Genomic DNA, 13735 nt, shown 5'->3' with positions numbered 1-13735 from the left:
TCTTCAACTTCTGATAGTTAGTGCTATGAATGCAACTCAGAACGATGCTTCCCGTCGGGAATTTTTGCAAAAGTCGATGCTAGCAACGGCAGGCCTGCTTACGCCGCTGCCATTCAGCGTATTGGGCGCCCCAAAAGCCAAGCGCCGCGTGGCCATGGTGGGCACCGGCCACCGCGGCACCGGCATGTGGGGCAAAGAGTTACTGGCTGAGCACGGCGACGTGATTGAGTTTGTGGGTCTGTGCGACAGCAACAAGGGCCGCCTCGAAACCTCCAAAAAGATGATGGGCGTCAACTGCCCCACCTTCACGGACTTCGAGCAGATGATGCGCAAAACCAAGCCCGAAATCTTGATCGTGACTACCGTGGATAGTACTCACGATGAGTTCATTATCAAGGGTATGGAAATGGGAGCCAATATCGTGACGGAGAAGCCCATGACCACCGACGAAACCAAGTGCCAGGCTATTCTGGACGCGGAAAAGCGGACCGGCAAGAAAGTGACGGTGACCTTCAACTACCGCTACTCGCCCCACCGCCAGAAGATGTACGACCTTATTCGGCAAGGCGAAATCGGCACGGTAACGTCCGTCGATTTTCATTGGTACCTCGACAACCGCCACGGCGCCGACTACTTCCGCCGCTGGCACCGCCTGACGGAGAAAAGCGGTTCGCTGTGGGTGCACAAGGCCAGTCACCATTTCGACTTGCTCAACTGGTGGCTGGAGTCGGAGCCCGAGACGGTGTATGCGAAAGGCGCTCTGGAAAACTATGGCAAAAACGGCCCGTTCCGCTTCACCAACTGCCGCCCCTGCCCGCACAAAGACAAATGCCCCTATTACTGGGACATGACCAAAGATGCCCGCCTGATGGCTCTGTACGCGGCCAATGAGCAGTACGACGGTTACCACCGCGATGGCTGCGTGTTCAAGGAAGACGTGAACATCTACGATAAAATGGCCGCCACTATCGGCTACGCCAACGGTGTGCAGGTTAGCTATTCGCTTACTGCTTATTCGCCCTACGAGGGCTACCGCATTGCCTTCAACGGCACCAAAGGCCGCATCGACGCCTGGATAAAAGAGTCGGGAGCGATGAAAAAGGAGCCCTACGATGAGATTATGCTTTCCCGGAACTTCGGCAAAGTAGAGTACTTCCAGATTCCTCAGGCCGAAGGCCACGGCGGCGGCGACAAGCTCCTGCGGGCCCAGATTTTCCGTCACCCCGAAGCCGCCGACACGTATCGTCAGGCCGCCGGCAGCCGCGATGGCGCCATGGCTATCTTGGTGGGCGTGGCGGCCCGCAAAAGCATAGCCAGCGGCCAGCCCGTGCGCATTGCTGACCTTACCAACCTGAAGCCTGTGGCTGTTAAAGCATAGGGCTTAACCAACTTAGGCGGTCATGCAGAGCGGCAGCGAAGCATCTCGCGTGTTTAGCTGGATTACTAATTAGACGACCGCGAGTAAGATGCTTCGCTGCCGCTCTGCATGACTGCCTATTGGATTTCTTAATTTGAGATTTTAAGCTGCTGAGTCCGATAGCAGCCTTAGTGTTCTAACCTAAACCACTACCTCTTTCCTCCTAGAGCCAAGTTGACCTCAACTTCACAAATGGCTCTTTTCCTGCACTATGCCCAAAATAATTGCCCCCCAGGTCGAGTTCAGTTACTTGCTGAGCCAGGTTAAAAGTGTTACCCCCGAAATCCTGACGCCCGACGGTCAGTTTCTGAACCTGATGGAAGGTCGCTGGCAGGAGCCCGGCAAGCCCCGCAAATTCACCTCGCCCGTAGACGGCACCGATCTGGGCGCCCTGCCCATGCTCGACCACGAAACCGGGCTCCGGGCCGTCATTTTCGCTAAGCAGGAAGCCGCCGCTTGGGCCGCCACCGACCTCGACGAGCGCAAAAGCCGGGTTCAGGACTGCCTCAATCAGCTCCGCGACCAGGTTGATTTAGTGGGCAAGCTGCTCATCTGGGAAATCGGCAAAACTTACAAGCTGGGCTTCACCGACATCGACCGGGCTATTGAGGGCGTGCAGTGGTACGTCGATAATATCGAGGAGATGCTGGGGCAGCGCAAGCCCCTGGGGCTGGTGAGCAACATTGCCTCCTGGAACTACCCCATGTCGGTGCTGCTGCACGCGGTGCTGGTGCAGGCGCTCTGCGGCAACTCCGTTATTGCCAAAACGCCCACCGACGGCGGTTTTATCTCTCTTAGCCTCACCTTCGCCATTGCCCGCCGTTGCGGTCTGCCCGTCACACTGGTGAGCGGTCCGGGGGGCGAATTGAGCGACGTGCTGGTGAAGCACGATGCCATCGACTGCCTCAGCTTTGTAGGCGGCCGCTACAACGGCCGCAACATTGCCGACGCCCTAAGCGCTCATAATAAGCGCTATATGCTGGAAATGGAAGGCGTAAACACCTACGGCATCTGGGACTACAGCGACTGGAACAGCATGGCCGATCAGCTCAAAAAAGGCTACGACTATGGCAAACAGCGCTGCACGGCCTACGTGCGCTTCGTGGTGGAGCGCCGCCTGTTTCCGCAGTTTCTGGAAACCTACCAAAGCGCCATCCGCAGCCTGAAAGTCGGCAACCCCACGCTCGTTGATAACGCCGACGACAAGCTGCCGGACTTAGCGTTTGGCCCCGTTATTCACGCCCAACAGGCCCAGGATCTGGACCGGTTGTACAAAAACGCCCTCCAGACTGGCGCTACGCCCATTTATGAAGGCAAGCTCGACGACAGCCTATTCCTGCCCGGCCAGGACCGTTCGGCCTACGTGGCGCCCCGTGCTCTCGTCAACCTGCCTCGCCAGAGTGAGCTGTACTTCAAAGAGCCTTTCGGCCCCATCGACAGCATTGTGCTCGTGGATAGGGTAGAGGAGCTGGTGGGCGAGATGAACATCAGCAACGGCGCGCTGGTAGCAGCCATCGCCTCCGACGATGAGAAGCTGGCTCGTCGCACGGCCAAGGAAGTGCGTGCCTTCAAAGTGGGCCTCAACAAGCTGCGCTCCCGCGGCGACCGTGAAGAAGTTTTTGGTGGCCTGGGCGAGAGTTGGAAGGGTGCCTTCGTGGGGGGCAAATTGTTGGTCGAAGCCGTGACAGAAGGTGGCCCTGGACAGTCGGTGTTGGGTAATTACGAAGAAGCTACGTTGCTGCCGGATAAGATTTAAACGCTAGTTTCATTCAAGCTTATAAAGGCTCGAAAAAGGATCCTGGGGGCTTTTTCGGGCCTTTTACTTATGTTGGTAGGACGAAGGATTTGAAAGTCGACTGCTTTACATAGCATTTGCTTCCTGTGCACCCACTGAAGGAATAATGCGCCACTGCTCGTTTAAGCTTTTCGCTGGTACATAACTCTCCGCCTGATACCCTTAACTACTCTTCTTGCCCCACCACATGAAACTATCCTTGCTCGTGCTGTTACTTGTAGGCTTGGCCTTACAGGCTCGAAGTCAAGAACGTAAACGCGCCCGAGAGTATGGCATCCGCATTGGGGTGCTGCCCACCGGTGTGCTCAATGCCATTACCGATGTACAAGGCGTGCGCGTAGGGCATACTACCCTGGTGCAAGGCCAAGAAGTGCGGACCGGGGTAACAGCCATTGTGCCGCACGCCGGCAACGTGTTTCAGCAGAAAATACCGGCGGCGGTATACGTTGGTAACGGCTTTGGTAAGCTGGCGGGCAGCACCCAAGTAGTAGAACTCGGCAACCTTGAAACGCCCATCGTCCTGACCAATACGCTCAGCGTGGGCACGGCTATGAAAGCGGTGGTAGAGTATGTGCTGCGGCAGCCCGGCAACGAAGCGGTACAGTCGGTAAATGCCTTAGTAGGAGAGACCAACGACGGTGGCCTCAACGACATACGTGGCCGTTATATCACGGAGCAACACGTGCTGGCCGCCATTGAGCAGGCCCAGGCAGGCCCGGTGGCGGAGGGCAACGTGGGTGCCGGTACGGGCACGGTGTGCTTTGGCTTTAAGGGTGGCATCGGTACCGCCTCGCGCCTGTTGCCTGCCAAGTTGGGGGGCTATACTGTGGGCGTGCTGGTGCAAACAAATTTTGGCGGCGTGCTCCAGGTCAATGGAGCGCCGGTAGGGCAGGAGCTAGAGCAGTTTTACCTGAGTCAGCAGTTGAAAGACCGCGCCGATGGGTCCTGCATGATTGTGGTAGCCACCGATGCACCTGTTGATGCCCGCAACCTGGAGCGCCTAGCCAAACGTGCCTTCCTGGGCCTGGGCAAAACGGGTGGCATAGCCACGAACGGTAGCGGCGACTATATCATCGCTTTCTCCACTCATCCGGGCTTGCGCGTGCCGTATGCGTCGACGGCTACGACTCAAACGACTACCACACTCACCAATGAAGCAATGTCGCCACTGTTTCTGGCGGTTATTGAGGCCACGGAAGAAGCCATTATCAACTCGCTTTTCAAGGCCGAAACCATGCAGGGCAAGCAGCAACAGCGCATTGAGGCTTTGCCGCTGGATAAGGTTCTAAAGATTTTAAAGCAACATCATGCCCGCTAACCAGCCTCTGTACGCTTATATCCACGGCCAGATCACGCCTCTTGAACAGGCATTTCTGCATGTCAGCGACCTGGCCATACAGCGTGGCTACGGCGTGTTCGATTTCTTCAAGGTACATGCGGCGCAGCCGTTATTTCTCGATTATTACCTCAACCGCTTCTACCAATCGGCGCAACTCATGGAGCTGACTGTACCCTTGGCACGCCCGGCGCTGATCGAGGTGATTCAAGCCCTGATTCGGCGTAACGACCTGCCGCTGTCTGGCATTAAGATGATCCTGACCGGCGGCTACTCAGCCGACGGCTACAACCCCGTCGAGCCCAACCTCCTCATTATACAGCAGCCATTGATGCTGCCTACGCCCGAGCAGGTAGCAAGGGGCATCAAAGTAATAACGCACGACTACCTGCGCGAAATCCCGCCGGCCAAAACCATCAATTACTCCATGGGTATCCGGCTTATCAAGCAGATTAAGGCCCAGGATGCCGACGATGTGCTTTACCACCATCAAGGTTTTGTAACAGAATTTCCGCGCGCCAATTTCTTTCTGGTAAAGCATGACAACACGGTAGTTACCCCCGCTACCAACGTGCTGGCGGGTATCACGCGCCGCAATGTCTTGGCGCTGACTGAGCAACCCTATCCAGTAACAGTGGGCACGGTAACTCTTGACGATATATATCAGGCCAAAGAAGCTTTCCTGACCAGCACCACCAAGCGGGTACTGCCAGTCGTGCAGATTGATGATGTAGTACTAGGCACTGGCAAGCCCGGCCCAGTAACTATGGCTCTACTCCAGGCACTGCTTCAAATGGAAGAACAACAGCAGCAAACGGTTGTCATAAACTAGGCAATAGAGCAGGCAGAGGCAACCCGGCACACGCCATTTGTCATGCTCAGGCATTTTGGTGCTGCCGAAAAGCTTCGGGTGTCTGGCCTGCGTACTTTTTAAAGTAGCGAGTAAAGTAGGAGGCATCCTCAAAGCCTAGTGCGTCGGCAATTTGCGCCACCGACTGCGCCGAGTGTTTCAGCTGGCGCTGGGCCTCCGTTACGACTCGCTCATGAATCAGGTCGCTGGCGGTTTTGTTGAGTAGGCGGCGGCAGATGGCGTTCAGATGGTTCGCCGTCAGCGACAAGCGCTCGGCATAGTAGCCCACCGTTTTTTCGGCGTGGAAATGCTGGGTTAGCAGCCGGCCAAACTCCCGCACATGCTGCTGCGCATAAGCGGGCGCAGGCGGTGTCTCGTGCGGATACAAGCGCGCCGCAAGCTCCAGATACAGAAAAAGATAGCCCCTCACGACAACGTCACTGTTTGGGGCCGGCAAGGCGGCCGTATTCTCTTGGTAGATGCGTTCTAATAAAGGCAGCAAGCCGGCTTCAGCAGGCACGGAGTAAACAACCGGCTCATTGGTCGGGTTAAAAAACGGATATGCCGCCAGCCTGCTCGCCGGAAACTGCTGCAGATAGAAGGCCTCACTGAAAAATAGAATAAATCCGCGGGTATCATCCGACAGCGACCAGGAATGAACCTGCCCCGGCATCAGAAAAAACAGGCTGCCCGGCCGCAGGTCGTAGGTTATCAGGTCGATGGTGTGCGTGCCGTGGCCGTGCGTGACGTAGAGCAGCAGGTAAAAATCGTGGGCGTGCGGCTCTTGCACATGCGGAAACTGCGCCACGTGCACCTCCAACTGCTGAATGTAATACAGGTGCTGCTGATGCGAGGGAAAGGCAGCAAGGGCTAGAACAGGCAGCGACGGAGCTTTCATACAGACGGCAGGTCGGGGCCGGTATAGTGGCCCTAACTCGTCTGCGCAAGCTACGCAACGTTCGCTTCCGAAAGCGGCTCTTCTGCTACCGCATCAACCTGGAATCAGCCTAAAAAGCAATGCCAGCCTGTGCAGGCTGGCATTCTGCGTTATTTAAGCGACTACTCTTAAAGTGCTCTTCCGCTTGTCGGGCTTCGACCCAGACTCTGCTGAGGGTCGGTTATTATACTTCGGGTCGTAGTGAACGAAGCCGAACAGATACAGCATGATGGCGCGGGAGTAGCGCAGCGTAAGCGGCGCCGTGAGCAGCACGAAGCCCGTTACCATCAGCACATATACCCACACCGCCGGGTCATGAAAGAGGTAGTAAGTTGCTACTCCACCCACGGCAAAACACGCGACCGAAAAGGCGTAGCTCACAAACATTGCCCCCCAGTAAAAGCCAGGCTCGGGCTCATACTGCACCTCGCACACCGGGCATCGCTCGGGCATCACGGCGTACTTGGTCAGGTTGTATGCAGGATAGGAAAACAACTTGCCCTGATGACAGCGCGGGCAGCGCAAATCCAGAAGGGCTAACGCGGAAGAATCAATAGGTTTCATAACAGTTTGATTATGAATAATTTGATAGTACAAAGATAGTCTCGGTGCATTAGCTAGGTAAGACACAAACTCGGGTAGTTACCGCACAAATCAACGATCTGTCGGCTTTGGGTTGGTGTAGGACTTGTTGCTAGCAGTATGCCCACCTTTTCACTGAACGATGATGCCGTGATATTGCGCTACTATTCTACGCTTGGCGCTACCTTAGCCCCTATGCGCCACGTCCTGCTATTTGCTCTGCTGCTATTCGCCCAAGCTCTCTCAGCCCAAACCCCGAAGGCCGATATTCTTATCCGCAACGGCCGTCTCTACGACGGCACCGGCAACACGTGGACTCTAGGCGACGTGGCCATTCGGGCGGGCCGCATTGCGGCCGTGGGCCGACTGCCGGCCGACTATCCGGCCGATACCGTGCTGGACGCGAAGGGCTTAGCCGTTGCGCCGGGCTTCATCGACGTGCACACCCACATCGAAGATGATGAGGTGCACCAGCCCACCGCCGACAACTTTATCTACGATGGCGTGACTACCGTAGTAACCGGCAATTGCGGCTCGTCGCGGCTACCGCTGGGGGGCTATTTTAAGGTGCTGGACAGCCTACGCTTGTCGGTGAATGTGGCATCGCTGGTGGGGCATGGCACCGTGCGCAAGGCGGTGATGGGCCGGGCGCAGCGCACACCTACGGAAACGGAGCTGCTGCGTATGGAAAGCCTGGTAGACAGCGCCATGCGGGCCGGAGCGGTGGGTTTGTCTTCGGGTCTGATTTACATTCCCGGCACCTACGCCCGCACTCCCGAGCTGGTGCGCCTGGCGCGAGTAGCGGGCCGCCATCAGGGCCTCTACGCCACCCATATGCGCAACGAGTCCGACAGCGTCACTTATGCCATTCGGGAGGCGCTGCGCGTAGGCCGCGAGGGTGGGCTGCCCGTGCAGATTTCTCATCTCAAATTGGGTGGACAACAGAACTGGGGTCGTACCGCCGATCTGCTCAATCTTATCGAGTCGGCCCGTCAGGCTGGCCAGCAAGTCACCATCGACCAATACCCGTACACGGCCAGCTCCACCTCGCTCAGCACTCTGATTCCCGAGGATGTGCAGGCCGATGGCCGCGACTCTCTGCAGGCCCGCTTGGCACGCCCCGCCGTGCGCAAGGCTGTGGAGGCCAGCATGGTGGCGCGGTTGCGGCGTCGCAAGCTCAAGCACTTCAGCTACGCCGTAGTAGCCAGCTTTCCGCCCGATACCAGCTACAATGGCCGCAGCATAGAAGAAATCAACCGCATGCGAGACCGTCGGCACAAGGCCCGCGTTGAGGCCGCTACAATCCTTGATCTGGTGCTTCAACACGACGCGGGCATGGTATTTCACGGCATGAGCGAAACGGACGTGCAAAACATTATGCGCTACCCGCAGAATATGGTGGCTTCCGATGCCAGCATCCGGGTGTGGCAGGAGGGTGTGCCGCACCCGCGCGGCTACGGCTCCAACGCCCGTGTACTGGGCCACTACGTGCGCGAAAAGCGCGTCCTGACCTTAGAAGAAGCCATCCGTCGCATGACCAGTTTGCCCGCCCAAACCTTCGGCTTTACCGATCGGGGCCTGCTTCGTCCCGGTTTCGTCGCTGATATTGTCGTCTTCGATCCTGCTACCGTAGCGGACCGCTCTACCTTCGAGAAGCCCCACCAATACTCTGTGGGCATGCAGTACGTGCTGGTAAATGGCCGCCTCACCCTGCGCGACGGCCGCCACACTGGCACCCGCTGGGGGCAAATTCTATACGGTCCGGGCCGGCAGTTGTAGTACTGGGCTGGCCTTTTTCTGCAGTACTACCAGATCTTAATTCAGAGTACCCCAACATCAGAAAGGCCCTCGGAAAAAGCCCCCCAGAGAGCTTTTGCCAAGAGCCTTTCTGATGTTGTTAGTTAAAGCTTACTCGGTGCGAAGATTTTTGATGGGGTTCGTCGTTGCTGCCTTTATTGCCTGATAGCTAATCGTCAGGAAAGCTACTAGAGCAGCTGCCACGCCGGCCGCAACAAAGACCCACAGCGGAATATCGATGCGATAAGCAAAGTCCTCCAGCCATTTACGCATCACCAGCCAGGCAATCGGGAAAGCAATAACGGCTGCCACTACCACCAGCTTAACAAACTCTTTGGACAACAGCCCAACAATGGTCGACACATCGGCCCCCAGCACTTTCCGAATGCCGATTTCCTTTTTGCGGCGCTCGGCCGCGTAAGTAGCCAACCCGAATAAGCCCAGACAACCCACGAAAATAGCGACGCCTGTAAAGATCCAGAGCAAGGATTTGAGCTTGTCTTCGGCCTTGTACATCTGGTCGAAGTTCTCGTCTAGAAACTTGTATTCAATGGGATAATCAGGCGAGAATTTGCCCCACACATCTTTCACATGGGCCACCGATTGGCTGATATTTTCGCCCTTCATTTTCACGGCCACTTTCCAGTAATCGTCGGGGTGAATATGCAGCACCGCCGGCTCTACTTTGTCGTAGAGGCTCTTGTAATGGAAGTCTTTGACCACGCCAATGACTTGCCCTTTCTTGACTGAGTCAGGCTGGGATGGGCCTAAACGCTGCCATATTAAGGTTTTGCCAATGGCCTGCTGGGGTGTGCCCAAGCCAAATTCTTTAACGGCCGTTTCATTGATGATATAGGCCTGGCTCTTATCCGTGGTCAACTCCTTTGAGAAATTCCGACCGTTCACCAGCTCCAGGCCTAAGGTTTTGATGTAATCGTAGTCGACCATCAAGTGGGTGGTGGAATGGAGCTTTTGCTCGCCATCCTTCGGAACTATAATCTGGTCGCCGGCGACGGCATCCCCGGGAAAGCCATAGCCAATAGAAACCGAAGAAATGCCGGGTCCTTGGGCAAGCTCGTTTTTGAAGGTTTCGTAGCTCCTGTTCATGTTGTCGCCCCGCATGGGGAAAAACATGATTTGCTCGCGGTTAAACCCCAGGTCTTTGGTGTGCAGATAATTCACTTGCAGAAAGACCACCGTCGCGCTGATTAGCAAGAAGATAGTCAGGGAGAACTGGATGACGATCAGGCCGTGACGCAGCCACTGTACGCGGCCAAACATTCCCTCGCTTACTACAGTGCTTTTCAACACCTTCACTGGCTTGAAGCCTGATAACACCAACGCCGGATAGAAGCCGGCTATTAAACCAACCACAAGCGTCAGCACAACCAACAGCAGAAAGACAACTGGGTTGGTGAGCAGATTGAAGCTCATGTCCTTGCCCGTAAAGTCATTGAGTGCGGGCAGCAACAACGAGGCAAGAACCACCGAAATAACGACGCTGATAAAGGTGAGCAGCACGGTTTCGATCAAAAACTGCAGCATCAGTTGCTGCTGACTGGCCCCGATGGTTTTGCGAATACCAACTTCCTTGGCTCTCTGCACCGACTTAGCCGTAGCCAGATTCACGAAGTTGAAGCACGCAATCAGCAGAATAAAGACCGCAATGATGCTCAGCGCCTTCACGTAGGTGATGTTGCCTCGGGGCCCCGTATCGAACTTGAAGTTTGCCGAGTGTAAGTAGATATCCTGCAACGGCTGCAGGTAAGGCACAAACCCAATGGGGTCATCCTTGGGCATCAGGGGCTGCACCTTCTGCGTGATATAGTCCTGCAGCTTGGCCTGGGTTTGCTTGATATCCGTGTCCGGCTTCACCCGCACATAGGTGTAAAACTGCTGCCAACCCCAGCTGCTCATGCGCTCGGCCGGTATCTCAGCCGCCGAAAGAGGAATGACATAGTTGACCTTCAGGTGAAATTTCGATTGATTATTCTGAATCACTCCTTTCACCAATAAAGTCTGCTTATTCATCTTAAGCTCTTTGCCAACCGGGTTTTCGTCGCCGAAAAAACGCTTGGCCACGTCTTCCGCCAGCACAACAGAGGCGGGCGCATCCAAGGCTTGAGCCGCCGAACCGTATTTGAAGGGCAGCGGGAAAATATCGAAGAAGGTGGAGTCGGCGATGAGACCGTTCTCTATGTATAGCTTCTTGTCGCCCACCTCCAGCAGGCTAATGGCCGAGTACATCAGAATGCGCATGCTCTGCTCCACCTCCGGGAATTCCTGCTTCATGGTGGTGGCAAACATAGGCGGGACGGAGGCCATGCTTTCCGGCGATTCGCTGGTAGTGCCCTGCGTATACACGCGGTACACCCGGTCGCCGTTGGGCAGAAACTTATCGTACTGCAGCTCATCGAACACGAAGAGGCCAATGAGCAGGCAAGCTGTGAGGCCCAGCGCCAGACCAGCAATATTGAGAAACGAAAAGCCCTTGTGCCGGATGAGGTTGCGGTAGGCAACTTTCAGGTAATTCGTGAACATACAGAAGGCAATTAAACGGTACGTAAATGCGGTGGATGAAGCTGTGGGGGGCTTTTTTGACGACCTGAAATGCAAATAGACCATCATACAGAGCAGCGCGAAGCATCTCGCGTGCTGACGTTTAGATTACTAATCCCGCTAAACACGCGAGATGCTTCGCGGTGCTCTGTATGACAGACGCGGGTTTTAAGAAACCCCAAACACACATTAGACCGTGAACTGCTTGTGCACGTTTTCCATCACTACCTCGCCATCAAGCAGCCGAATGACACGGTGGGCGTAGCGGGCATCATGCTCGGAGTGGGTCACCATGATGATGGTAGTGCCGGCTTCGTTGAGCTCCGTGAGCAGTTCCATCACCTCGTTGCCGTTGCTCGAATCGAGGTTACCCGTGGGCTCGTCGGCCAGAATCAGGCGGGGGGCATTTATCACCGCCCGGGCCACGGCCACGCGCTGCTGCTGACCACCGGAGAGCTGCTGGGGAAAGTGGTTGCGCCGGTGCATGATCTGCATTTTCTCCAGCACCTTTTCCACTTTCTGCTTGCGCTCCGCCGCGCCTACGCCCAGATAAATCAGCGGTAATTCCACGTTTTCCAGCACTGTAAGCTCCTCAATCAGGTTGAAGCTCTGGAACACAAACCCTAAGTTGCGCTTGCGCAAATCGGCCCGCTTCCGCTCGTTGTAATGGGCTATTTCCGTCCCGGCAAACTTGATGCTGCCACCGTCGGGCTCATCCAGCAACCCGATGATATTCAGTAAAGTAGACTTCCCGCACCCCGACGGCCCCATGATGGCTACAAACTCTCCGTCGTTCACCACGAGGGATACTTTGTTGAGCGCTTTGGTTTCAACTTCCTCCGTGCGGTACACTTTTTCGAGGTTTTCAATCTGGATCATAAGGCTGGTGGTTGGGCTAGTTTATGCTTATTTCTGTGACGTTGTTTTTGGTTGTATTTCCGGCTCTGGGGGGCTTTATTTCTCTTTGTCTTTGAGTACTAGCTCGCCCATGTCTTCGTAGCCTTCGTAGCTGGAAGTCACTACTTTATCGCCGGGCTTCAGGCCTTCGAGTACTTCGTAGTAATCAGGGTTTTGGCGCCCCAGGCGGATGTCGGTTCGGTAGGCTTTGGTGCCGTCCTCATTGACTTTGAAAATCCAGTTGCCGCCGGTTTTCTGGTTGAATCCGCCCTTAGCCACGCGCACCGCCTGGGTTTGGTCGCTTAAGGACAACCGCACCTGCAGCGTCTGGCCGCGGCGAATGCTCTGGGGGGCATTTCCCACGAATTCTAAGTCTACCTGCAAACCTTTATTTACCTGCGTGAAGATCTTTTTGACGCTAAGCTCATAGCGCTTGCCGTCGAGCATAAACTCACCTTTCTGACCCGGAAAAATGCGCGAGATGTAGTACTCATCAATGTTGGCGCGCACCTTCAAACCATTCAGCATATCCAGCTGCCCAATGCGCTGCCCCGGCGCAATCGACTCGCCCACTTCCGCGTTCAGCGACGTAATACGACCCGCCACGGGCGCTTTAATGGTCAGGTCATCCATCTTCTTGTGCATCAGGGCAAGGTTGCTTTGCATGCGCCCCACCGACTCCTGCATCTGATTGACCTGCTGGCGCATGGCTACCGAATCCTGCTGCAGCGTTTGGTTAGTGAGCTGCCGCTTGCGCACCTGGTACTGGTAGTTGTTCTGGCTTTCCGTAAACTCCTGCCGCGAAATGACTTTCTGCTCATAAAGCGACTTATTCAGTTCATAAATGCGCTTGGCTTCCTTAAGTCGAAATTCAATATCAGCGAACTGGTTGAGCTGCTGAATGCGGTTTTGCTGCATCAGGTTGCGCGTGTTCTGCAGGTTATTCATCAGGTCGAACACTGCCGTTTCGCGGTTCACCATTTCCAGCTGCAGGTCTGTGTTGGTGAGCTCCAGAATCGGTTGGCCGGGCGTGAGCGTAGCACCATCTTCTACTAGCACCCGCTTCACGGTGCCGCCTTCGGTAGCGTCCAAGTAGATGGTTTTGATGGGCATCACAGTGCCGTCAATCGGAATAAACTCCTGAAAAGCCCCCCGAGTAACTTCGCTGATGGTGATGCGCTCCGGATCGACGTTGAGCTTGCTGGAGCCTGCCGAGGAGAAGTAGCTTGCCGCCAGCAACGCCAGCACCACCACAATTCCGCCGGAAAGCAGCAGCTTACGAAGCGTCCAGGTTTTCTTTTGAATGGGAACGTCCATGTAACTTTTGAAATGCTTTGGATGCCTTTTTCAAGGCCTTACCATCTGTACTAGTAAGGATAGTGCCAGCTAGTTAAAATATTGATTATTAAGTAGTTATTTAAGACGTATTTCGTATACGTGCACCAACTGTTCGCTTTCGATACAACTAAGTGTGCGCTAGTGATACAACTATGCAGGCAGCCCAAACAAAAACCCGCTCAGAAAGTCGGAAAGGGAGATTATTTTATTTAGTATAGTTTATGGTA

10 protein-coding genes are annotated in these 13735 nt (G+C 55.4%); 5 read left to right on the top strand and 5 right to left on the bottom strand.

Annotation, left to right across the window (positions count from 1 at the left end):
- The first annotated feature begins 25 nt into the window (after window positions 1-25).
- From IEW06_RS17015 to IEW06_RS17000, 4 genes are all read left to right on the top strand, one after another.
- Complete coding sequence (locus tag IEW06_RS17015; RefSeq protein ID WP_187731643.1) at window positions 26-1378, top strand: Gfo/Idh/MocA family oxidoreductase; 1353 nt, start codon at window positions 26-28, stop codon at window positions 1376-1378.
- Window positions 1379-1628: 250 nt separating this feature from the next.
- Entirely contained in the window at window positions 1629-3173 is a 1545-nt protein-coding gene (locus IEW06_RS17010; RefSeq protein WP_187731644.1) for an aldehyde dehydrogenase family protein, read from the top strand.
- A 226-nt stretch (window positions 3174-3399) separates the two neighbouring features.
- Complete coding sequence (locus tag IEW06_RS17005) at window positions 3400-4530, top strand: DmpA family aminopeptidase (protein ID WP_187731645.1); 1131 nt, start codon at window positions 3400-3402, stop codon at window positions 4528-4530.
- Window positions 4520-5380, top strand: a complete 861-nt coding sequence (locus IEW06_RS17000) for an aminotransferase class IV (protein WP_187731646.1) — start codon at window positions 4520-4522, stop codon at window positions 5378-5380. The genes IEW06_RS17005 and IEW06_RS17000 overlap by 11 nt, the downstream gene beginning before the upstream one ends.
- 46 nt (window positions 5381-5426) lie before the next feature.
- Here IEW06_RS17000 and IEW06_RS16995 read toward each other — a convergent pair whose 3' ends face one another.
- Together IEW06_RS16995 and IEW06_RS16990 are read right to left on the bottom strand one after the other, a co-directional pair.
- Entirely contained in the window at window positions 5427-6296 is an 870-nt protein-coding gene (locus IEW06_RS16995) for an AraC family transcriptional regulator (protein ID WP_187731647.1), read from the bottom strand.
- Window positions 6297-6449: 153 nt separating this feature from the next.
- Window positions 6450-6899 carry a DUF983 domain-containing protein gene (locus IEW06_RS16990; protein ID WP_223284478.1) on the bottom strand — a complete coding sequence of 150 codons (450 nt, stop codon included), beginning with the start codon at window positions 6897-6899 and terminating at the stop codon, window positions 6450-6452.
- 138 nt (window positions 6900-7037) lie between these two features.
- Here IEW06_RS16990 and IEW06_RS16985 point away from each other — a divergent pair, with 138 nt between their 5' ends.
- Entirely contained in the window at window positions 7038-8696 is a 1659-nt protein-coding gene (locus IEW06_RS16985; RefSeq protein ID WP_229743154.1) for an N-acyl-D-amino-acid deacylase family protein, read from the top strand.
- A 129-nt stretch (window positions 8697-8825) separates the two neighbouring features.
- Here the strand turns inward: IEW06_RS16985 and IEW06_RS16980 are convergent, their stop codons facing one another.
- From IEW06_RS16980 to IEW06_RS16970, 3 genes are all read right to left on the bottom strand, one after another.
- Window positions 8826-11255 carry an ABC transporter permease gene (locus IEW06_RS16980; protein ID WP_187731648.1) on the bottom strand — a complete coding sequence of 810 codons (2430 nt, stop codon included), beginning with the start codon at window positions 11253-11255 and terminating at the stop codon, window positions 8826-8828.
- 207 nt (window positions 11256-11462) lie between these two features.
- A complete protein-coding gene (locus IEW06_RS16975; protein ID WP_187731649.1) occupies window positions 11463-12152 on the bottom strand; it encodes an ABC transporter ATP-binding protein in 690 nt (229 codons plus the stop codon).
- A 75-nt stretch (window positions 12153-12227) separates the two neighbouring features.
- Window positions 12228-13487, bottom strand: coding sequence for an efflux RND transporter periplasmic adaptor subunit (locus tag IEW06_RS16970; RefSeq protein ID WP_188548628.1), 1260 nt, complete (start codon window positions 13485-13487; stop codon window positions 12228-12230).
- Window positions 13488-13735: the final 248 nt, after the last annotated feature.

Source organism: Hymenobacter qilianensis (assembly GCF_014638675.1).
GTDB classification, from domain to species: domain Bacteria; phylum Bacteroidota; class Bacteroidia; order Cytophagales; family Hymenobacteraceae; genus Hymenobacter; species Hymenobacter qilianensis.
This window is presented reverse-complemented; position numbering and strand designations above follow the sequence as displayed.

What these genes read in the sequence shown, in the direction of transcription:
- IEW06_RS17015 (WP_187731643.1), top strand. Translation starts at nt 26, where the DNA reads ATGAATGCAACTCAGAACGATGCTTCCCGTCGGGAATTTTTGCAAAAG.
- IEW06_RS17010 (WP_187731644.1), top strand. Translation starts at nt 1,629, where the DNA reads ATGCCCAAAATAATTGCCCCCCAGGTCGAGTTCAGTTACTTGCTGAGC.
- IEW06_RS17005 (WP_187731645.1), top strand. Translation starts at nt 3,400, where the DNA reads ATGAAACTATCCTTGCTCGTGCTGTTACTTGTAGGCTTGGCCTTACAG.
- IEW06_RS17000 (WP_187731646.1), top strand. Translation starts at nt 4,520, where the DNA reads ATGCCCGCTAACCAGCCTCTGTACGCTTATATCCACGGCCAGATCACG.
- IEW06_RS16995 (WP_187731647.1), bottom strand. Translation starts at nt 6,296, where the DNA reads ATGAAAGCTCCGTCGCTGCCTGTTCTAGCCCTTGCTGCCTTTCCCTCG.
- IEW06_RS16990 (WP_223284478.1), bottom strand. Translation starts at nt 6,899, where the DNA reads ATGAAACCTATTGATTCTTCCGCGTTAGCCCTTCTGGATTTGCGCTGC.
- IEW06_RS16985 (WP_229743154.1), top strand. Translation starts at nt 7,038, where the DNA reads ATGCCCACCTTTTCACTGAACGATGATGCCGTGATATTGCGCTACTAT.
- IEW06_RS16980 (WP_187731648.1), bottom strand. Translation starts at nt 11,255, where the DNA reads ATGTTCACGAATTACCTGAAAGTTGCCTACCGCAACCTCATCCGGCAC.
- IEW06_RS16975 (WP_187731649.1), bottom strand. Translation starts at nt 12,152, where the DNA reads ATGATCCAGATTGAAAACCTCGAAAAAGTGTACCGCACGGAGGAAGTT.
- IEW06_RS16970 (WP_188548628.1), bottom strand. Translation starts at nt 13,487, where the DNA reads ATGGACGTTCCCATTCAAAAGAAAACCTGGACGCTTCGTAAGCTGCTG.